This is a genomic window from Methylobacterium nodulans ORS 2060, from assembly GCF_000022085.1.
In the GTDB taxonomy this organism is placed as follows: domain Bacteria; phylum Pseudomonadota; class Alphaproteobacteria; order Rhizobiales; family Beijerinckiaceae; genus Methylobacterium; species Methylobacterium nodulans.
The window spans coordinates 4,960,274-4,979,551 of sequence record NC_011894.1 but is presented as its reverse complement, the minus strand read 5'-3'; the positions used below and the strand labels follow the sequence as shown (position 1 = coordinate 4,979,551).

Below are 19,278 nucleotides of genomic sequence, written 5' to 3'. Positions count from 1 at the left end.
CTCAGTGAAGCGGGACGCGTGAGAGATTTGTTCTTCATATCCATTCTGGATAAGAAGTGTTTATCTCTCAAGCGACCTCTAGGGAGAAGGTTCTGGCGGGACGGTCCGTTGAGCTGGCCGGTTCGAGAACCTTGGAGGATCGCGGTTCCGCAGCATGGCCGCCGCCCCGTGCGGGATGGCAACCGCGTCGGTCCTCGGAGGCAGGTCATGGTTCCAGGAGATCAAGTCGTGTTCGCAAGGCTCGATGTCGCCGAGGCCCTCGGCATCTGGCGTCACGCCACCGGCGAGGTGATCGGCATCCACGAGGCGGCGGACGGGCTCCTCGCCCTCGACGTGCAGTTCGACGGCCACGAGCTCCTGCGCGGCTACGTCTCGGCCCTGTTCCAGCGCGTCGCGCTTTGAGCCGATGGGCGCGATCCCGTCCCCGACCGCGCCGCCCCTGCGCGAGAAGAGCCGCAGCAGCGCGGTCGACGACGTCTGGCGCGAATTGCGCGCCGAGGCCGAGGCCGCCCTGATCGAGGAGCCGCTCTACGCGGGCATCCTGCAGGCGACGATCCTCGACCAGCCGAGCCTCGCCCACGCCTTCGCCTACCGGGTGGCGCACCGGCTCGGGGACGGCGACCTCGCGCGGCTCGCCATGCGCGACCTCTGCCTCTCGGCCTTCGCGACCGACCCGCAGGCCAGCGCCCACGCGGTGCGCGACCTCGTCGCCATCCGCGAGCGCGATCCCACCTGCCGCCGCTACCTCGACCCGTTCCTCTTCTACAAGGGGCTCGCCGCCCTCGAAGCCTACCGGGTCGCCCATTGGCTCTGGCACCAGGGCCGGGCGACGCTCAGCCTGCACGTGCAGAGCCGGATGTCGGAGGTGTTCGGGGCCGACATCCACCCGGCCGCCCGGATCGGCTCGGGCGTGTTCATCGATCACGCCACCGGCGTCGTCATCGGCGAGACCACGGTGATCGCCGACGACGTCTCGATCCTCCAGTCGGTCACACTCGGCGGCAACGGCAAGGAGACCGGCGACCGCCATCCGAAGATCAGCCGCGGCGTGCTGCTCAGCGTGGGCGCCAAGGTGCTCGGCAACATCCGGATTGGGGAGGGTGCCAAGGTGGCGGCGGCGGCCGTCGTCCTGCACGACGTCCCGCCCCATACGACGGTGGCCGGCGTGCCAGCCCGGGTGATCAGCCGCACCCCCCAGGGCGAGGACCCGGCGCTCAGCATGGACCAGTTCTTCGGCGACGGCATCTGAGCAGGCGGGACTCAAGCACTCCCGCGCGGGTCCGCGAAAAACCATTCCCGACAAATCCTGCTCTCTTCGGCGTGCCGGCACGCGCGCCAGGAGAACATTGTTCTGTTCTCACCCGCAGTTTTGGGCGACCCTTCTCGATCCTTGGCGATCCGTGGTGCAAAGACATGGCGGAATGCTAAACATTCCATTGACGCTTGCGGCCCCATGACGTTAGACGAACCCTGTTCCGCGGCGTCCGCAAGTCATCGGCGCCGAATATCAAGACTTTAGTTCGGACAACCGGCGCATCCATGCGCCGGAGCCTGCATGCCTGTACGGAATCCGTGCGGTCTGTCCGTGCACGCCTGCGTCACATCCGTTCCCATTCTGAAGGAGTCTCCCGGCCATGAGTGGTCCAGGCCTGAGCGTGAGCGCCGCCGCGGCACGCAATCTCGCGACCGCAACCGTCACGGCGGTCCAGAACAGCGCTAACACCCCGCGCTTCCTGTTGCGCCTCCTGCCCTTCGTGAACGTGTCGGGCGGCGTCTACCGGGTGAAGCGGCGCGCGGTGGTGCTCGCCAAGCCCGGCCGCGTCGATCTCGCGAGCGAGGGCGGGACGCGCAGCATCCGGTCGGCCTCGCCGAGATCAAGGGATTGCGGCTTCTCGGCGCCGCGCGCCAGAAGGCGAGCGTGATGTCCTTCGTGATCGAGAGGCAGGAGAACGCGGCGGTGGCCCAGCACCTCGACCGGCACGGGATCGCGGTGCGGGCCGGCCATCACTGCGCGCTGCCGGCCCTGCGGCGCTTCGGGGTGAGCGAGTCGGTGCGCGCCTCGCTCGCCTTCTACAACACGCGCGAGGATGTGGACGTCTTCCTGCACGCGCTGCGGACCCTGCCGCGGCTCTGAGAAGCGGAGCGCGACGGCGTCCGCGGACGCCTTCGCTCCCGCCGGCCCGGTCAGCGCACGACGTCGAGCTGCTTCTGGGCCGCGTCGACGAGCGTCTTCCTCGATCCGAGATCGGTGGAAGCCAATGCGTCGTTGATCAGGCGAAAGAGTTCCTTGTCGCCCGTGTCCGCGACCGCACGGATGAAGCCCGACTCGCCCATATTGCCCTGCAGCTCCTGCGCGGCATCGGCCGGCAGGTCGGTGTTGGGGGAGATGGTCCAGGTCCCCTTTTGCGTCTGCCGGGCCCACGCCCGGCGACCACGCGGGTGGCGGATCGGCCCCGTCGTCCCGCAGGGCACCATCCCGCGCCGCGGCGGCGCCCCTGGTTCAGGATGGTGGCGGGTCCACGCCGGCCGCGACGAGGGCGGCCTCCAGCCGGCGGAGCTCCTCGCAGCCGTTCGGGTGGCACAGCAGGCGCAGGAGCTTGAGGTTGTTGCGGGCATGGGCGAGGTCGCCGATCGCGAGGAACAGCTCGCCCTGATACGCGAGCGCCGGGCGATGGGTCGGGTCGTAGAACAGCGCTTCCTTGTACCAGCGCGCGGCCTCGTCGTAGCGCTTCAGCTTGCGCAGCGCGAAGGCCCGCAGGTTGTAGAGATCGGCGTGCCGCACGGTCGCGGTCAAGGCGCCGAGTTCGGCGGCGGCGGCCTCGTACTCTTCCGCGTAGATCTTGGCGCGCGCGGCCGAGAGATCGGGCAGATCGGTGGACGGCGCCGTGTCCATGGCGGACGCGCCCGCGGCGAGGCCGAGCACGAGGGCGCCGGCCGCGAAGGCAGCCCGCCGGAGCCGGTCAGGCGGCATCGCGGTGGCCGACATCATCGCCCATGGCCCGGAGAATGCGGCGCTTGGTGGCGGCGAACGCCGCGCCGGCCCGGTCGCGGGCGCCGTCGAGATCGATCGCGATGCGTTCCGCCACCCGGCCGGGCCCCGTGCTCATCACGATCACCTCGTCGCTGAGGAAGATCGCCTCGTCGACGTCGTGGGTCACGAGGATCATGGTGACCTTCTCCACCCTCCAGATGCGCTGCAATTCGCCCTGCAGACGCACGCGGGTGAGGGCGTCGAGGGCGCCGAGGGGCTCGTCCAGCAACAGGATCTCCGGCCGGTTGGCGAGCCCCCGCGCGATCGCCGCGCGCTGGGCCATGCCGCCCGAGAGCTGGTGCGGATAGGCTTTCTCGAAGCCGCGCAATCCCACGAGCGCGATGTGCTCGCGCACCGCCTGCGCCTTCTCGGCCGCGGACCAGCGGGAGTTCTCAAGGCTGAGCGCAACATTCTGCTCCAGCGTCAGCCACGGCAGCAGCCGGTGATCCTGAAAGACGATGCCGCGGGCGAGCCCGGGGCCGGAGATCCGCTCCCCGTCGACCAGGATGTCGCCGTCGTATTCGGGATCGAGGCCGAGGATCAGGCGCAGCAGCGTGGACTTGCCGCAGCCGCTCGGGCCGAGCAGCGAGACGAACGAGCCTGCGGCCACGTCGAAGCTGACGCGGGAGAGCACGGTGAGCGGAGGACGGCCCTCGACCTGATAGGTCTTGGAGACGTCGCGGATGTCGAGGCGACCAGCGGCGGCCATGGGAGCGCTCCTTCTGCGATCGGGTGCCGGCGGGCCGCTCATCCCTCGAAACCCTGCTTCCAGCGCAGCAGGCGCCGTTGCACCAGGGCCATGCCGCGGTCGATGGCGAAGCCGACCAGACCGATGACGACCATGCAGACCATGAGCTGATCGGTGAGCAGCAGCCCCTGCGCCCGGAAGATGAGGAAGCCGAGACCCTCAAGTCCGCTGAGACCTTCCGCCACCACCACCAGGGCCCAGGCGAGGCCGGCGGCGTAGCGCAGCGAGACCAGGATGCTCGGCAGCGCCGAGGGCAGCACCACGCGGCGCACTAGTTGCCAGCGCGTGAGGGTCAGCGCCCGGGCGAGCTCGACATGGTTCTTGTCGACGTTCCGGATGCCCTGGAGCGTGTTCAGGAAGACCGGGAAGAACACGGATTTCGCGATCACCAGCACCTTGGCCGGCGCGCCGATGCCGAGCCACAGCACGATGAGCGGCAGCCAGGCGATGCCGGGGATGTGCCGGATGGTGTCGAAGGTCGGGCCGAAGAACTCCTCGACCCGCCGGGACAGGCCGGCGGCGATCCCGAGCAGGATGGCGGCGGCGGAGCCGTAGAGGAACGCCTGACCGACGATCGAGATGCTGGCCAGGAAATCGAGCGCCAGGTTCTGGGCGGTCAGCATCTTCCAGAAGGCGGCCGCGACCAGCTGCGGCGCCGGCAGGAAGACGGGATCGATCCAGCGGAAGGTGGCGGATGCCTCCCACAGCACCAGGATCGTGAGCGGCAGGACGAGGCCCGTGAGGCCGAAGCCGCGGCGCCGGACCTTCGGAGCCCGGACGGCCCGCACCGCCGAGGCCGTGTCCGCAAAGCCCGCGCCGGCAATCGTATTCGCGGTGTCGCTCATGATGGAAGTCGGGTCCCGTTGGATTCGGAGACGACGGCAAGGCTCCGGCCATCGACGAGGCGACGCCGGAGCCGATGCGCTCAGTTGTAGATCGAGTATTGACCGCCGGCGAAGAAGCGTCCGTCGATGAAGGCATTGATCTGCTCGTCGGAGAGCTTGCGCTCCGACAGGATGTCGTCGCCGTGGGCGATGTACCAGGCCTGGAAGATCTTGATGGCGTTGCGGGCGCGCTCGGCATTCGGCTCGCCGGCCATGAACTCCCACTCGCCGACATGCGTGATCTGGAACTTGGCGACCTCGACGGGCACGCGGGTCTCGCGGGCGATGATCTCGGCCGCCTCGTCCACGTTGTCGGCGGTCCATTCGCGGGTGCGCTCGCGGGCGGCGAGGAACGCCTTCACCACCTCGGGATACTTGTTCACGAAGTCGCGGCGGGCGAAGTAGGTCACCCGACCGGCATTGTTGACGTAGATGCCGTCGTCCGGCGAGCGGCCGACCACCTTCAGCTTGCCCGAGAGCCAAGCGCCAGCGAAGGCGCCGGCCGCGAGATGGGCGGTGGTGGCGTCGGTTGCGCCCGACAGCACCGAGGAGATCGCGACGGCGGGGTTGTCGATCGACGTGTAGCGCACGCGCCCCTGCTTCTCGCGGGAGTCGAAGGGCAGCCCGGCCTTCTCCAGGATCTCGAAGGGCGACGACCAGTAGCAGCTGATGCGGCTCGACCCGAATTTCTTGCCGTCGAGATCCGCCACCGTCTTGATGGCGTCGTTGTTCGCGCGGGCGAGGATCGGTGCGCGGTAGCGGTTCGAGGGTTCGGACGCCCAGATCACCACGCCGTCGAGCCCGTTCGCGCGGTGCACCGTCGCCGGATAGATCATGCGCTGGGCGATCGCGATCGCGCCGCCGCCGACCGCCGCGGCCTCGGCGCCGAGCAGCTCGGCCGCGCCGGAGGCGATCAGGTTCACCTGCGTCGTGCCGATCTTGTCGAATTCGTCTTTGAAAAAGCCCTTCTTGCGCGCCACCACGGTCCATGGCGTGAGCTGAAGATTGATCGAGGGCAGCGTCTCTGCGCGTGAGGGTGTCGCAACGCCGAGAACACTGAACGCGATGGCGCCGAGCGCAGCGAGCGCCGACACGACGTGGTGATGGTGGCCCATGGGGTTGTCTCCTGAGAGCGCTGCCGCGAACGCCCTATTCGAGATCAGACTATAAATTCCATATTTTTAGTATACTACTGCCAAGGCGGCTGCAAGCGCCTTCTGCCAGATGGCGATGTAGGCCGCTCCAGCCGGAGAGGAGGCGCGAGAAACCCCATGACGAGCATCGCCCGTTGCCTGATCGGCACCCTCCTGGCGTGTCTGACGCCGAGCGCCGTGTCGGCGGCAGGGCCGGCGGGAGCCCAGGCCAGTGCCGACGGGAAACGCCTCACCCTCGGCGCCGCCTATGTTCCGCCACCGGACGCGCCGGACGGGCGGATCTACTACGAGGAGGGGTTCGAGCCCGACCTCGCCCGTCTTCTCGGCGAGACGCTCGGCATACCGGTGCGTCTCGTCGTGGTCCTGGACGGCGCCGCGGCATCCGAGACCGGCTCGGTCGACGGCGTCTTCGTTCGCCTGAAGCCGGACGATTCGCGCCTTGCCTCCGGCGACGCCGTGCCGCTCGGCTATCGCTCGGGCCTCAGCGTCGCCATGCGTTCCGACACCACGATCCGGCGCTGGGAGGACCTCGCAGGCCGCACGGTCTGCGCCTCGGAGGCGAATGTCTCCGGCCAGCGCATCGCCCGCAGCTTCGGCGCCAAGGTCGCCGTCGTGCGGGCACCTGCCCCTGCCCTGATGCGGGTGCGTTCCGGCGAATGCGACGCCGCCATTCACGACAGGGTGCTCCTCGACGAGCTGTTCACCTCCCGCGCCTGGACCAAGTTCTCGGCCACCCTGCCGCCGGTCGAGCCGACGGTGCTTGCGATCGTTCCGGCGCCCACCGGCACCGGTGCGGCCTTGCGACGGGCAGCTTCAGCCGTGTCGGGCTCAGGAGCCTGGCGCGAGCGCCGGGTGCGCTGGGCGTCGACCGTCGCGTTCGAGGTCTACCGCGATCAGGTCGCCGGAGATTGCCATTGAGGTGCACCTGCAGCCTCCGGTGGGCCGCATTCAGCCTCGCCGCTGCGATCATGGTCGGCGTGCTGCCATCCGGCGGGCAGGGGCCGGAGGTCGCCGCCGACCTGCGCCGGGCCTATTCCGGACCTCCGGAGAACTGGCCCGCGCCCTGGATCGAGGCCGGGGTGGCGTTCGTGGAACTCGGTGCGCGGGTCCTGCCCCCGGTGCCCGACCGCACCGGGCAGCGGCGCGCCGCGCTCGGCGCGCGGCTGTTTCATGATCCGGTCCTCTCCGCCGACCAGCACCTCGCCTGCGCCGGCTGTCACGACCCGGCGCATGGCTGGAGCATTCCGGCGCCGAAGGCGCGAGGCCATCGGGATCGGCTCGGCCGCCGCAATCCGCCCGGCCTTCAAACCGCTGCGGCGCGCAGCCAATGGGGCTGGGACGGCCGGCGACAATCCCTCGTCTGGCAGGTGCTGGCGCCGCTCACCGATCCGGACGAGATGGGGAATCCCTCGCTCGAACCGATCCTCGGGCGGCTCGCGGCCGATGCCGGCTATGCGGCGAGGTTCACCGATGCCTTCCCGGCCGCAGGCCTCTCGGCGGACACGCTCTCGGCCGCGCTTCTCGCCTACCTGGCCGGGCTCGACAGGCCGACCCGCTTCGACCGCTTCGCCGCCGGGGACCTTGCGGCCTTGTCCGACCGGGCAATCGCGGGCCTCCACCTGTTCCGCACCAAGGCGCGTTGCGCCAACTGCCATTTCGGCCCGCTGCTCACGGATGAGCGCTTCCACAACCTGAAGCTCTCGTCCTTCGGCGAGCCCGCGCAGGATCTCGGCCGTTTCGAGGTCACTGGCCGGCCGGAGGATGCCGGCCGCTTCCGCACGCCGAGCCTGCGCCACCTGCGCGACACCGCGCCTTACGGCCATGCCGGGCTGTTCGCGACGCTGGCGGGAGTCGTCAATCTCTACGACCGGGGCGGTGGCGAGGTCTGGGCCCGCAACGCCGCCGAGGCCGCCCGCCCGCTCCACGCGGACGCCGCGCGGCTCTCGCCGCTGATACGGCCGCTCGGTCTGACCCGCGACGAGAAGGCGGCCTTGGTCGCCTTCCTCAGGACGCTCTGACCAGCGTGAGCCATCTCGCACCGGAGAAGGGCGCCTGAACGCCCGGCACCTGCGCGAGCCGCGAACGTCAGGGCAAATTCCTGGCGCGTAAGCCATCCCACGGCTGTGGGAGGTTGGCTCTCGTCGTCCTGCCGCCGTCACGCCTCGATCTTGTTCGGACGTCCGCCAGCGACGGGCATCATAAGACGTTCGGGCTGTCTAACCCAAAGAAACCGAATTGACCTATTCGGTGCGAGACCGTACTATGCCGCACGAAAGATATATGGCGCATGCATAATCCCTTCTAAAAATGCGAACTCATCGTATTTACGAAATAAAAAAAAATCTATATTTTAAATATGAGAACTGGCTCAAAACACATTACAACGAGATAAACATTGAGTTTGATCTAATAAGGGAATCAGGACTTGTCGACGTCAATTACTATTTTATGGAGGGGCAGGACGTCCTGAAGGCGGGGGTCGATCCTGTCGAGCATTTCTGCCGGTACGGCTGGCGCGAAGGACGCCGTCCTAACCTGTGCTTCGACCCATGCTGGTATCGTGGCCGCTATCTTGCGGGCAGGCCCGACGTCAACCCCCTTGCCCACTACATCGCTATTGGCGAAGCGGCTGGCTTCCGACCGATCGCCTATTTCAATCCGGCCTGGTATCGGCAGATCTACGCGATCCCGCCCGATTGCGGTTGCCTGAAACATTATCTCGATCATCGCCGCTCGCAGCGATTCGCGCCGAACGCACTGTTTGACATCCGGTTCTATCTTGATCGGCACGGGCATGAGATCGGGGCCAACCGCGATCCTTTCGCGCATCTTCTTCGGCTCGGCGCCACCCGCGACCTCGATCCCTCGCGGGTCTTCGACTCGGCAGCCTACCGCGCCCAGTTCATGGGCGCGGTGGACGCCGAGCCGATCGACCTATCGGGCCACGAGCGGAAGGTTCCGCTCGTGCACTTCCTCGACGCGCTGGTCCGCCCGCTCCCCGTCGCGTGCTGGTAGGGCCTCCGCTTCCGCCTCGCAGGCGACGGCGCGTGCCTCGATCTGCGCCCGGGCGGCGTCCAGGGCAGGACCTGCGATGGCGAAGGGCGCGCACGCCGCCTCGTAATTCAGCGGCATGAACGTCGGATGCAGGGTCGTCACCCCGCCCTGATCGGCGAAGTCGGACCGGCGACCGGACTCCAGGTAGCTCTCGCAGGGGAGACCTTCGGCCAGCACGATGTCATGCAGGTCGAGCTCGACATGCATGTACTCCACCTCCGCGCAGGGCACGGTGCGGATCGTCTGCCCGTTCACGAGGCAGCCGATCGGGATCAGGTGACCGTCGAAGAACACGCCGTGGCCCGGCGACAGCACCATGTCGCGCTGCGGGATCCCGGGCGCCACGGCTTCGGCCTGGATCCAGACCGGCCGCACCAGATCGGCTTGCGGATGGGTGTCGATCCGGACACGGCGGCGCCCGATCCAGATGATCGGCCGCGGCGCGCCGTCCGCCGTGGTGACGAGATCGCCGACCGCGAGATCCTCGATGAGCCGCTCGCCCTGCGGGGTAAGCAGACGGGTCCCGACAACGAAGCAATCGACGGTTCCGGTGGCTCCGGTGGCGCCCGTTGGACCAATCGGTCCGGTGGCGCCGGTCGCGCCCGTGGCGCCAGCCGGACCGGTCGCCCCGGTCACACCCGCAGCACCGGTCGGGCCTGTAGCACCAGTCGCACCCGCGGCGCCTGTCGCGCCAGCCGGACCGGTCGCTCCGGTTGCTCCCTCTGCGCCGGCCGGGCCCGTCGCCCCAGTAGCACCCACAGCGCCGGTCGCACCTGTAGCGCCAGCCGCGCCGGTCGCACCTGTAGCGCCAGCTGAACCGGTTGCCCCGGTCGCACCCGCAGCACCGGTCGGGCCGGTCACACCCGCAGCGCCCGTCGGGCCTGTAGCACCAGTCGCACCCGCGGCGCCTGTCGCGCCAGCCGGACCGGTCGCTCCGGTTGCTCCCTCTGCACCGGTCGCGCCGGTTGCTCCATCTGCGCCGGTCGCACCTGTGGCGCCAGCCGAACCGGTTGCCCCGGTCGCACCCGCAGCACCGGTCGGGCCGGTCACACCCGCAGCGCCCGTCGGGCCTGTAGCACCAGTCGCACCCGCGGCGCCTGTCGCACCAGCCGGACCGGTCGCTCCGGTTGCTCCATCTGCCCCGGCCGGGCCCGTCGCGCCGGTTGCACCCGCAGCGCCCGTTGCCCCGGTCGCGCCAGCCGGACCGGTCGCTCCGGTTGCTCCATCTGCCCCGGCCGGGCCCGTCGCCCCAGTAGCACCCACAGCGCCGGTCGCACCTGTAGCGCCAGCCGCGCCGGTCGCACCTGTAGCGCCAGCTGAACCGGTTGCCCCGGTCGCACCCGCAGCACCGGTCGGGCCGGTCACACCCGCAGCGCCCGTCGGGCCTGTAGCACCAGTCGCACCCGCGGCGCCTGTCGCGCCAGCCGGACCCGTGACGCCGGTTGCACCGGTCGCTCCGGTTGCTCCATCTGCACCGGTCGCGCCGGTTGCTCCGTCTGCGCCGGTCGCACCCGTGGCGCCAGCCGGACCCGTCGCCCCGGTCGCGCCGGCAGCACCGGTTGCACCCGTGGCGCCGGTCGCCCCGGCCGCTCCGTCTGCGCCAGTCGCACCCGTAGCGCCAGCTGGACCGGTTGCCCCGGTAGCACCCGCAGCACCGGTCGCCCCAGCCGGGCCAGCCGGACCTGTCGGGCCAGGGGATCCCGTCACGTCCACGCCATTGTACAGAATGGTGGAGTACTTGTTTGCGACGGCATTGGCGATGTCGGTGCCCGCGTTCTGGGTGAACGCCGTCGTAATGGCGTCCGTCCCGTTCGAGTTATTGACGCTCGCACTCGTCAAAGCGGTCGCTGGTGGAGATCCACTCACCGCTTCCAGAACCGCCGTTAACTGGTAGCTAGAGCCGACGGGCAACGTCGTCGTGAGCGAGAAAAAGGCGGTTGTGGCGTTATCCGGATCCGTTGGACGGTAAACATATTGTGTAGTTCCGAGATAATTACCTGCCGAAAACCCGCCGCTGGTCGTATTGTAGAGATAAACAACTCCTGGCGCGGTATATCCGCTGACGAGTGGAACAGAAAATGAACCTGTGACGGTAATCGTTCCGTTGGCCACGGCATGACTCCTGGACGCAGAGTTGCGCAGTCGACGGGCCGACAGGCACAAGGTGTAGCGGCAGCGAGATCAATTCGCGCGCAATGCCCGTCCAGGCTGCCCGTAGGGTACCTGCAGTACTACCGACTTGACTTTGCTTTGAGAACCCGTCGCCTCTCCTTGCGGATCGAGAATTTTGAATCGATGCAAAAAAGTCACATCATTCCGTGCACATGAGTTTCAGGCTCTCATCTCGGCAGGATTTGGCGTTGGATTCATGCTGCACCGCGCTACGCCTTGGTCAGGCGCGGCAGCGATTTCCGGTGGACAGGATGCAGCAATTTGGCTAAATGAAGGCGGCGCATCGTTGTTTGGCAGAATCATCAAATATATTTGTCATGGCTGAACTCGTGACAAGTACATGAGTCGAGGGGGTCCATATGTCTGAGCCGTTCATTGGTGAAATCATCCTCTTCGCCGGAAACTTCGCACCGCGGGGATGGGCGTTCTGCAACGGACAAATCCTCAGCATCGCACAGAACACCGCGCTGTTTTCGATTCTCGGGACGACCTATGGCGGCAACGGACAAACAACCTTTGCCCTGCCGGATCTGCGCGGGCGCGTGCCGGTCAGCGCCGGCCAAGGACCCGGCCTGTCGCCCTATTCGCTTGGCCAGATCACGGGTTCGGAGACTGTCACGCTGATCGCGTCGCAGATGCCGGCCCACACGCATTCCGTTGCGGCGGACGCTGCTGCCGGGACCGTCGACTCGCCGAATGGCGCGAACCTGGCAAAGCCTATCACAGCCGTACGGCCGGCCACTGCCGTGAACGGATACACCTCCGGCAATCCGACCGAGCCCGTGACGCTTGCTCCTGCGACGATCGGAGTCGCCGGCGGCTCGCAGCCGCACAACAACCTCCAGCCAACACTGGCGCTGAACTACATCATCGCGCTCGAGGGTATCTACCCGTCCCGGAATTGACGGCTGCCCCGCAATGGATCGGCCGGACGGGCCGGCGGATATTCTGCTCCGGCGGTCCGAGGGTCCCGACGACGCGCCGTTCCTGCTTACGCTGTTCGCCGTGGCGCAGGGCGGGCCGCTCGCCGCGCTCGACCCGCCGTTGCGCGACCTGCTGCTGCGCCAGAGCTTCGCGGGGCAGACCGCGACCTACCGGGCGCGGCACCCGCAGGGGCGGTTCGAGATCGTGGAGTGCAGCGGCAGGCCGGTCGGGCGGATCGTCACCGACCGGGATGTCGCAGCGCTCACGATCGTCGATCTCGCGCTCCTGCCGGAATGGCGCGGGCGCGGGCTCGGCACCCGCCTTCTCGAAGACATTCTGGCAGAGGCCCGCGCCGCCGGCCTGCCGGTCCGCTTGAGCGTGGCGGCGCAGAATGCGGGAGCGCGCCGCCTCTATGCCCGCCTCGGCTTTCGGGCCGTGGCCTCCTCCGACCTCGCCCTCGACCTCGCATGGACGCCCGCTCCCTGACCCCCTTTCCCGACCGGATGCGTCTGCCCCTGCGCTTCGACGCCGAGGCCATGGCGGCCGAGTGCGCAGCGTTGGGCCGGGAGCCCTGGATCCGCCACTTCGTCACGCGGAACTACGACGGCGACTGGGACGTGATCCCGCTGCGCGCGCCAGCCCACGCCACCCACCCGGCGATGATGATCCACGCCGATCCCGCCTGCCGGGACTTCGCCGACACGCCCTTCCTCGCCGCCTGCCCGGCAATTCGGGCGGCTCTCTCGCGCCTCCCTTGCCCGCTCGAAGCCGTGCGGCTGATGCGGCTGGGGCCGGGCTCGGTGATCCGGGAACACAGGGACCACGACCTCTCCTTCGAGGATGGGGCGGTGCGCCTCCATGTGCCGCTCGTCACCAACCCGGGCGTGGATTTCCGGCTCAACGGGCTCCGGGTGGTGATGGAGCCGGGCTCTGCGTGGTACCTGCGCCTGTCCGACCCGCACAGCGTGCGCAACGAGGGAAGCGAGGCCCGTGTGCACCTCGTCATCGACGCGCGGGTCGATTCCTGGCTTGCGGCACTCTTTGCCGCCGCCCGGGCCGAGGCGGCGTGATGGCCGGAGGCGATTTCGCGGATTTCGTCCGCCATGTGGGGGAGGCTTCCGCCCTCGCGGCCGAGCTGCGGCCGATCCTCGACCGCGACGCCTTCGTGGCAGCGGCAGTCGCCGCGGCCGCACGCCATGGCTTCACTGTGGCGCCCTCCGAGGTCGAGGCGGCGATGGCGGGCAACCGCCACGGCTGGCTGATGCAGACCGCGCCGCTCGCGCGGTCGGGCGAGCCCGGCCCGATCGAGGCCCTCTCTCCGCGCGCGCTCGCCGGCTGGACGCCGTTCCGCACCGGCTGGGCGGACGGGACGCTCACCCTCGACTGGTGTCACCTGGGCGAGCGCCGCTTCACCGATCCCTTCTTCTTCCAGACCATTGCGATGGCGATCGGCCATCCCTTCAACGCCGCCTTCCAGCAGCGCACCCGCGCCGATGCCCTCGCGGACCGCCCGCCCGGCCTGCCGGTCGCGGGCTTCATCTTCCACATGGCCCGCTGCGGCTCGACGCTCTGCGCCCAGACCCTGGCGGCGGATGCGGGTTCGCGCGTGCTCTCGGAGCCGGGGCCCCTGCGGGGCGCCCTTGAGGCGGAAAGCTTCGGGAGGGTGGAGCCGGCGCGGGCCGATGCATGGCTCGCGGGCATTCTCAACGCGCTCGCCGGGCCGCGCTGTCCCGAGGAGAGGCGGGTCGTCGTCAAGTTCATGGCGGCCGACGTGCTGGCGCTCGACCGCATCCAGCGCGTCTTTCCTGCCGTGCCCTGGCTCTTCCTCTATCGGGACCCATTGGAGATCCTGGCCTCGCAGCGCCGCCGGGGCGGCGCCGACACCCAGCCGGGCCAGATCCCGCCCGAGGCGCTCGGGCTCACCCCCGCGGAGGTCCACACCCTGCCGCCCGAACTCTACCAGCTGCACGTGATGGCAGCCCTCGGCCGAGCCGCCCTCGACGGCCTCTCCCGCGCACCCGGCCGCGGCCTCGTGCTGCGCTACGACGACCTGCCGGAGGCGCTCTTCGACCGGGTGCCCGCGCATTTCGGCCTCCGTCCCGGCCCGGCGATCCTTGCCGCGATGCGGGCGGCGGCGGGCCGGGACGCCAAGGCACCGGACACCGCGTTCCGGCCGGACGGCGACGCCAAGCGCCGGGAGGCGGCACCCTGGCGCGAGGCGGTGGAGACGATCGCCGGGCCAGTCATCGCAGCTCTCGACGCCGCGCGGGCCGCCGCTGCAGAAGGGGAAGCAACGCAAGGCAATTCTCCGTGACCCCGGCCGGACAGACCATCTGCCTCTCCATGATCGTGCGGAACGAGGCGCCGGTGATCCGGCGCAGCCTCGCCTCCGTGCGGCCGCTGATCGATCACTGGATCGTCGTCGATACGGGCTCGACCGACGGCACGCAGGACCTCGTGCGCGAGGCGATGGCGGGCCTGCCCGGCAGGCTGATCGAGCGCCCCTGGCGGGATTTCGGGCACAACCGGAGCGAGGCGCTCGCCTTCGCGCGCCCGCACGGCGACTATACGCTGATCATCGACGCCGACGACGAGATCCTGCCTGCGCCCGGCTTTGCGATGCCGGCGCTCGATGCGGATTCCTACGCCCTCGACATCCAGGATGGGCCGATCGCCTATCAGCGCACGCAAGTCGTGCGCGCCGCCTTGCCCTGGCGCTATGCCGGGGTGCTGCACGAGTTCCTGACCTGCCCGGAGGCGTCGAGCAGCGGCCACCTGCCCCTCGTCATGCGCCGCAACCACGACGGCGCACGTCGCCGCGACCCCGGCACCTACCGGCGCGACGCGGAAATCCTCGAACGGGCGCTCGCCACCGAGGCGGATCCGTTTCTGATCGCCCGCTACACCTTCTACCTCGCTCAGAGCTACCGCGATTGCGGCGCGCGGGAGGAGGCCGTCGTGGCCTATCTGCGGCGGGCGGAGCTCGGGTTCTGGGACCAGGAGGTGTTTTTCAGCCTCTATCAGGCCGGCCAGCTGATGGAGGCGCTCGGCCGCGATCCCGAGACGATCCTTGAGACATATCGGCGGGCGAGCGCGGCCTGCCCGTCCCGCGCCGAGGCGGCGCATGCGGCGAGCCGGTTCTGCCGGCTGCGCGAGCGCTTCGCGCAGGGTTGCGCCTTGGCTGAACCGGCGCTCGGCATCGAGCCCCCGCCCGGCGGCCTCTTCGTCGAGGGGTGGATCTACGCCTATGGCCTGCTCGACGAATATGCCGTCAACGCCTATTGGGCCGGCCGCTACCGTGACTGTCTGGATGCCTGCCTCAAGCTCCTGGCTGAAGAGCGACTGCCCGAAGGCTACCGTGCCCGGATTACCGCCAATGCGCGTTTCGCCTTCGACAAGCTCGCGGGCGCGTCGCCTCGTCCGGCCGAGCCCGCCCCGCTCGCGCCGCTGACCATCGGGCGCGCGAGCGTCCGCTCGGACTGGACTCCAGCGCGCCCACAGGCCGGCACCGAACTGATGGTGGAGGGCCTGCGCAGCCGCATGGGCGACGCCCTCGACGCGGTGCAGCTCTGCATCAACCTCTTCGACGAGGCGCGGCTCGACGGCCGCCCGCTGGTGCTGTGGATTCATCACGATATCGACCAGCAGGCCGTGCAGTGGCTGCGTGACCGCGCGAAGATGGGGCGGGTCGATCGGTTCGTCTTCGTGTCCGAGTGGCAGCAGGCGCGGTTCGTCGCGGCCTTCGCGCTGCCGCCGGAGCGCTGCATCGTCCTGCGCAACGCCACCGAGATGCCCGCCGCGGATCGGGTCTGGACGATGCGCAGACCGCTGCGGCTCGCCTATACCAGCACGCCCTTCCGCGGCCTCTCGGTCCTCCTCGATGCCTGGGACAGGCTGCGGCCGGCGGATGCCGAGCTGCACATCTGGTCATCCCATCGGCTCTACGGCCCCGCCTTCGACGACGCGCCCTATCAGGCCCTGTTCGCCCGGGCGACAGCGCTGCCGAATGTCCATTACCACGGCATCGTGCCGAATCCGGACCTGCGGGCGGCGCTGCGCGGGATCGACATGCTCGCCTATCCGAGCACCTTCGCCGAGACCTCCTGCCTCTCGGCCATCGAGGCGCTGGCGGCAGGCTGCCGGGTGGTCTGCCCGGATCTCGGGGCGCTCCCGGAGACCGTCGGCCGGTTCGGAAGAATCTATCCTTTCGAGCCGGATCCGGACGCGCATGCGGACCGGTTCGCGGCCGTGCTGCGTGACGAGATCGCGAATCCGTGGGGCGGACAGCCGTCCCTCGCCGCCGCGCAGCAGCAGGAAGCGCGGATGGCCTATGACTGGCCCGTCCGCACGGCCGAGTGGCGGCGTCTCCTCGACGACATCGCCCGCGAACGGGCTCTCGTCCCGGGCAGCCTGGCGCCTACCCCGCGCGCCGGCGTGTTCGAGGCGCTCGCGCGCCTGCGGGATCGCGGCTTTTCGCCCTCCGGCATCATCGATGCGGGCGCCTATGATGGTCACTTCGCGCGGGGCCTGCGCCGGATTTTTTCCGAGGCCCACATCCTGATGGTGGATGCCCTTGCCGAGAAGGGACCGGTCCTCGAAGCGGTCTGCCGCGAGATCGGCAATGCCAGCCACGCGATCGCTCTTCTGGGCGACCGGGAGACGGAGGCGGCCTCGTTCTTCGTCGTCGACACGGAGGCCCGTCCGGACCTCGTCAAGACCGGGTCCTCGAAGTTCCGGGAGAACGCCGACTTCCCCATGGAGGAGCGGCGCGTGCCTCAGCGCCGGCTCGCGGACGTCCTGGCAGATCACGGCCGCCCTTTCGGCTTGATCAAGCTCGATGTGCAGGGGGCCGAGGTCGAGGTGCTGCGCGGGCTGGGCGACCGGCTCGCGGAGGTGGAGGTCATCCTGATGGAGCTTTCGCTCCTGGACTACAACCGGGGCGCCCCGCTGGTTGCCGCGGTGCTGAGCGATCTCACCGCCATGGGATTCGTGCTCTTCGACATCGTTGAGGAGCACCGCTACCGGGACGGATCGCTGTTGCAGATCGACGGCCTTCTCGTGCGTGCGGAGTCCCGGTTCCGTCCTGGCCCGCCCTTCTGGACGTGATGCCGGACACAGGGGGCGCCGGGTGGTCGGCCCGGTGCCTCCCAAGGCCAATGCCGATCGGGACGTCTAAAGGCGATCTGGACCTTCATCGCCTGAGCCCGGTCGCTCGCCACGAGGAACGCCGTTTCGGCTTCGTTCAACGGCATCGTGTGAGACGAGCGCTCAACCGGGCCGACGGGCGGCGATAGCGCTGTGCAACTCTCCGGGGATTGCCCCGGTTGTGGGTTCGGCGTCGGCTGACTACCCGGCACGGCGGACAGGCCCCTTAATCACGGTCAATGTCCAATCGCGCGGAGGTGCTAGAGTAGCATCGATCTGCCGAGGCTGCCGATGACCTCCATCGATCTGGTCACGGGCGGATGCGGCTTCATCGGCCGCCATCTCGTCGAAAGGCTGCTCGCCGCCGGGCGCGCCGTGCGCGTGCTCGATTGCGGCGATCCTCGCGGGCTTCCGGCCTCTGTCGACTACCGCCGCGGCTCCATTCTGGACGAAACCTGCCTTTCGGCTGCGATGCGCGGTATCGACCGCATCTATCATCTGGCCGGCATCGCGCATCTGTGGGCCGCTGACAGGGATGCCTTCGCCCGCGTCAACGCGCTGGGCACGGAGCGCGTCGTGGCTGCTGCTCCCGACGCCTCCCGGGTGGTCCATTGCTCGACCGAGGCCGTGCTGCTCACCGATTCTCGGGAGGACGGCCCGGTGCGCGGCGACGACCTCCCGCCTCTCGAGCGGATGTCTGGTCCCTACACGCGGTCGAAATGCCTGGCCGAGCGGGCCGCGCTCGCCGCAGCGCAGGCGGGACGCAGCATCGTCATCGCGAGCCCCACCGTCCCCATCGGCCCGTGCGACTGGAACATGACGCCACCCGCGGCGATGCTGTCTCTGTTCCTGAGCGGGCAGGCGCCTGTTTTCCTCGACTGCACGCTCAACCTCGTCGACGTCCGCGATGTCGCGGAGGGGATCCGCCTCGCGGGCGAGCACGGTCGTCCCGGACAGCGATATGTCCTTGGTGGCGAGAACGTACGGCTGCGGCTGCTCCTGTCCAGGCTGGAGCGCCTGTCGGGCCGGCCGATGCCGTCCTTCGCGCTGCCGGGGGGCGTCGCGATGATGCTCGCGACCGTCTCCGAGTGGATCGCCGACCACCTCTCGCGAAACAGCCCGCCGGCGACGCGAGAGGGCGTGCGCCTCGCGCTGCGATCCGCCCCGATCGACGATGGCAAGGCTCGGACGGAACTCGGATACAGGTCGAGGCCGATCGACGAGGCCCTGTCCCTGGCAGTGGCTTGGCTCACCGGCGGGACGGCCCAGCGCCCCGATCCGATCCTGGTCGGACGCAAGACCGGCTCTGCTTCTTGATCGGCACCGACGAGCCGTGCATGTCCGTCAATTGATACCTCGTATGCGCCATTCAACAGCATCACGATTTCTGCTAGATTAAGGGTAAGCGATCGGATGGAGATCAGTCATGGTCGAGAGGTCCTCGCTGCCTGCAGACACCCCTCCGCTCGCACCGGGCAAAGGCGCGCTCCTCACGCTCGCCGGCATGGCCGTGGGTGGTCCGGGATATTACTGGTCTTACACCCACCACTCGGCTGTCGGGACGCTGGTGGGGGTGATTGGGATTTCGCTCTGCATCCTGGGCACCGCCAAGTCGGAAGGTCCGGTGCATCCATGGTGACAGCGGTCAGGTCAGGCCCGATCATTCGCGGAGACCGAGATATCCCGGCGTTGATCTCCGGGACCGCGGCGCAATCCTGAACGCAGGACAGGTTCCGCCCATCCACAGGACAATTGCGGGAGAGGGCAGCAGGCGGCTCGGAGGGTAGCCACCCGGACCGGCCGTCCTTCAGGGCGCGGCATCGCGCAGTCCTCCTCCGCCATGGGTGAGTTCATGGGCAGCGGCTGGCCGAGTTGCTGCTCACTGGCCGCTACAGACCGTCGACCTCACCCGGCTCGGGTGGCAACGGCTCGTCGACGGTCAGCCGCTCCCGGAAACCGGGATCATCTGATCCCCCCTTGCCCCGCCATCGAGGGCGAATGGCAGGGACCGGGATTCCAGCGCTTCAACCCGTTTTCGTCGCAGCGCAGGATGCGATGAGATAGTCTGCCGGTCGCGCACGGGCGGCACCCTTGCCGGCGGCCGTCTGATCGATGCCAGGGCGCTGTTCACGCTCGACGACCGCGTGTGCGGCCTCTGAACAGGGG

18 protein-coding genes and 2 pseudogenes are annotated in these 19,278 nt (G+C 69.0%); 14 read left to right on the top strand and 6 right to left on the bottom strand.

Features of this window, described 5'->3' with window-relative positions; translation table 11 throughout:
- Positions 1-228: 228 nt before the first annotated feature.
- The 4 genes and pseudogenes from MNOD_RS23085 to MNOD_RS23070 form a co-directional block, all read left to right on the top strand.
- The gene (locus MNOD_RS23085; RefSeq protein ID WP_425277486.1) at positions 229-402 is read left to right on the top strand and encodes a hypothetical protein; all 174 of its coding nucleotides are present in this window, start codon (positions 229-231) and stop codon (positions 400-402) included.
- 4 nt (positions 403-406) lie between these two features.
- On the top strand, positions 407-1,249 hold the full coding sequence (gene cysE, locus MNOD_RS23080) for a serine O-acetyltransferase (protein ID WP_015931379.1): 843 nt from the start codon (positions 407-409) through the stop codon (positions 1,247-1,249).
- Between the two features lie 385 nt (positions 1,250-1,634).
- Positions 1,635-1,877 (top strand): annotated as a pseudogene (locus MNOD_RS23075) (family 2B encapsulin nanocompartment shell protein); the annotation flags it as partial.
- Positions 1,862-2,134 (top strand): annotated as a pseudogene (locus MNOD_RS23070) (aminotransferase class V-fold PLP-dependent enzyme); the annotation flags it as partial. The pseudogenes MNOD_RS23075 and MNOD_RS23070, both read left to right, overlap by 16 nt.
- A gap of 50 nt (positions 2,135-2,184) precedes the next feature.
- Here the strand turns inward: MNOD_RS23070 and MNOD_RS23065 are convergent.
- The 5 genes from MNOD_RS23065 to MNOD_RS23045 all read right to left on the bottom strand — a co-directional run bounded on the left by MNOD_RS23065 (position 2,185) and on the right by MNOD_RS23045 (position 5,778).
- Entirely contained in the window at positions 2,185-2,475 is a 291-nt protein-coding gene (locus MNOD_RS23065) for a hypothetical protein (RefSeq protein WP_015931377.1), read from the bottom strand.
- A gap of 25 nt (positions 2,476-2,500) precedes the next feature.
- Positions 2,501-2,989, bottom strand: coding sequence for a tetratricopeptide repeat protein (locus MNOD_RS23060; RefSeq protein ID WP_015931376.1), 489 nt, complete (start codon positions 2,987-2,989; stop codon positions 2,501-2,503).
- Positions 2,961-3,740: an ABC transporter ATP-binding protein gene (locus MNOD_RS23055; protein WP_015931375.1), complete on the bottom strand. Its 780-nt coding sequence runs from the start codon at positions 3,738-3,740 to the stop codon at positions 2,961-2,963. The genes MNOD_RS23060 and MNOD_RS23055 overlap by 29 nt, the downstream gene beginning before the upstream one ends.
- A 38-nt stretch (positions 3,741-3,778) precedes the next feature.
- Positions 3,779-4,624, bottom strand: a complete 846-nt coding sequence (locus MNOD_RS23050) for an ABC transporter permease (RefSeq protein WP_015931374.1) — start codon at positions 4,622-4,624, stop codon at positions 3,779-3,781.
- 80 nt (positions 4,625-4,704) lie between these two features.
- Positions 4,705-5,778, bottom strand: a complete 1,074-nt coding sequence (locus MNOD_RS23045) for an ABC transporter substrate-binding protein (protein ID WP_015931373.1) — start codon at positions 5,776-5,778, stop codon at positions 4,705-4,707.
- A 156-nt stretch (positions 5,779-5,934) separates the two neighbouring features.
- On the opposite strand from MNOD_RS23045, the gene MNOD_RS23040 reads away from it, so the two are divergent.
- From MNOD_RS23040 to MNOD_RS23030, 3 genes are all read left to right on the top strand, one after another.
- Positions 5,935-6,735, top strand: coding sequence for a type 2 periplasmic-binding domain-containing protein (locus tag MNOD_RS23040; protein WP_015931372.1), 801 nt, complete (start codon positions 5,935-5,937; stop codon positions 6,733-6,735).
- Complete coding sequence (locus MNOD_RS23035) at positions 6,732-7,835, top strand: cytochrome-c peroxidase (protein ID WP_015931371.1); 1,104 nt, start codon at positions 6,732-6,734, stop codon at positions 7,833-7,835. Before MNOD_RS23040 ends, MNOD_RS23035 begins: the two co-directional genes overlap by 4 nt.
- Before the next feature lie 289 nt (positions 7,836-8,124).
- Positions 8,125-8,832: a hypothetical protein gene (locus MNOD_RS23030; protein ID WP_015931370.1), complete on the top strand. Its 708-nt coding sequence runs from the start codon at positions 8,125-8,127 to the stop codon at positions 8,830-8,832.
- Here the strand turns inward: MNOD_RS23030 and MNOD_RS49315 are convergent.
- Positions 8,752-9,507, bottom strand: coding sequence for a Hint domain-containing protein (locus MNOD_RS49315; protein WP_244424553.1), 756 nt, complete (start codon positions 9,505-9,507; stop codon positions 8,752-8,754). The two genes, MNOD_RS23030 and MNOD_RS49315, sit on opposite strands and share 81 nt — an antisense overlap.
- 1,895 nt (positions 9,508-11,402) lie before the next feature.
- Here MNOD_RS49315 and MNOD_RS23020 point away from each other — a divergent pair.
- The 7 genes from MNOD_RS23020 (at position 11,403) to MNOD_RS22990 (ending at position 18,751) form a co-directional block, all read left to right on the top strand.
- Positions 11,403-11,948 carry a phage tail protein gene (locus MNOD_RS23020; protein ID WP_015931368.1) on the top strand — a complete coding sequence of 182 codons (546 nt, stop codon included), beginning with the start codon at positions 11,403-11,405 and terminating at the stop codon, positions 11,946-11,948.
- Between the two features lie 13 nt (positions 11,949-11,961).
- Positions 11,962-12,453 carry a GNAT family N-acetyltransferase gene (locus tag MNOD_RS23015; RefSeq protein WP_015931367.1) on the top strand — a complete coding sequence of 164 codons (492 nt, stop codon included), beginning with the start codon at positions 11,962-11,964 and terminating at the stop codon, positions 12,451-12,453.
- A complete protein-coding gene (locus MNOD_RS23010; protein WP_015931366.1) occupies positions 12,435-13,037 on the top strand; it encodes an aspartyl/asparaginyl beta-hydroxylase domain-containing protein in 603 nt (200 codons plus the stop codon). Before MNOD_RS23015 ends, MNOD_RS23010 begins: the two co-directional genes overlap by 19 nt.
- Entirely contained in the window at positions 13,037-14,281 is a 1,245-nt protein-coding gene (locus tag MNOD_RS23005) for a sulfotransferase family protein (protein ID WP_015931365.1), read from the top strand. Before MNOD_RS23010 ends, MNOD_RS23005 begins: the two co-directional genes overlap by 1 nt.
- Positions 14,278-17,073 carry an FkbM family methyltransferase gene (locus MNOD_RS42405; RefSeq protein WP_015931364.1) on the top strand — a complete coding sequence of 932 codons (2,796 nt, stop codon included), beginning with the start codon at positions 14,278-14,280 and terminating at the stop codon, positions 17,071-17,073. The genes MNOD_RS23005 and MNOD_RS42405 overlap by 4 nt, the downstream gene beginning before the upstream one ends.
- Before the next feature lie 330 nt (positions 17,074-17,403).
- The gene (locus tag MNOD_RS22995) at positions 17,404-18,429 is read left to right on the top strand and encodes an NAD-dependent epimerase/dehydratase family protein (RefSeq protein WP_015931363.1); all 1,026 of its coding nucleotides are present in this window, start codon (positions 17,404-17,406) and stop codon (positions 18,427-18,429) included.
- 109 nt (positions 18,430-18,538) lie between these two features.
- Positions 18,539-18,751, top strand: coding sequence for a hypothetical protein (locus MNOD_RS22990; protein ID WP_015931362.1), 213 nt, complete (start codon positions 18,539-18,541; stop codon positions 18,749-18,751).
- Positions 18,752-19,278 lie beyond the last annotated feature (527 nt).

Excerpts from the sequence above, each read along its gene's own strand:
- MNOD_RS23050 (WP_015931374.1), bottom strand. The coding sequence starts at position 4,624 with ATGAGCGACACCGCGAATACGATTGCCGGCGCGGGCTTTGCGGACACG.
- MNOD_RS23030 (WP_015931370.1), top strand. The coding sequence starts at position 8,125 with ATGCGAACTCATCGTATTTACGAAATAAAAAAAAATCTATATTTTAAA.
- cysE (WP_015931379.1), top strand. The coding sequence starts at position 407 with ATGGGCGCGATCCCGTCCCCGACCGCGCCGCCCCTGCGCGAGAAGAGC.
- MNOD_RS23005 (WP_015931365.1), top strand. The coding sequence starts at position 13,037 with ATGGCCGGAGGCGATTTCGCGGATTTCGTCCGCCATGTGGGGGAGGCT.
- MNOD_RS23010 (WP_015931366.1), top strand. The coding sequence starts at position 12,435 with ATGGACGCCCGCTCCCTGACCCCCTTTCCCGACCGGATGCGTCTGCCC.
- MNOD_RS22990 (WP_015931362.1), top strand. The coding sequence starts at position 18,539 with ATGGTCGAGAGGTCCTCGCTGCCTGCAGACACCCCTCCGCTCGCACCG.
- MNOD_RS23020 (WP_015931368.1), top strand. The coding sequence starts at position 11,403 with ATGTCTGAGCCGTTCATTGGTGAAATCATCCTCTTCGCCGGAAACTTC.
- MNOD_RS23065 (WP_015931377.1), bottom strand. The coding sequence starts at position 2,475 with ATGGTGCCCTGCGGGACGACGGGGCCGATCCGCCACCCGCGTGGTCGC.
- MNOD_RS23045 (WP_015931373.1), bottom strand. The coding sequence starts at position 5,778 with ATGGGCCACCATCACCACGTCGTGTCGGCGCTCGCTGCGCTCGGCGCC.
- MNOD_RS23015 (WP_015931367.1), top strand. The coding sequence starts at position 11,962 with ATGGATCGGCCGGACGGGCCGGCGGATATTCTGCTCCGGCGGTCCGAG.
- MNOD_RS23040 (WP_015931372.1), top strand. The coding sequence starts at position 5,935 with ATGACGAGCATCGCCCGTTGCCTGATCGGCACCCTCCTGGCGTGTCTG.
- MNOD_RS23060 (WP_015931376.1), bottom strand. The coding sequence starts at position 2,989 with ATGATGTCGGCCACCGCGATGCCGCCTGACCGGCTCCGGCGGGCTGCC.
- MNOD_RS22995 (WP_015931363.1), top strand. The coding sequence starts at position 17,404 with ATGACCTCCATCGATCTGGTCACGGGCGGATGCGGCTTCATCGGCCGC.
- MNOD_RS23055 (WP_015931375.1), bottom strand. The coding sequence starts at position 3,740 with ATGGCCGCCGCTGGTCGCCTCGACATCCGCGACGTCTCCAAGACCTAT.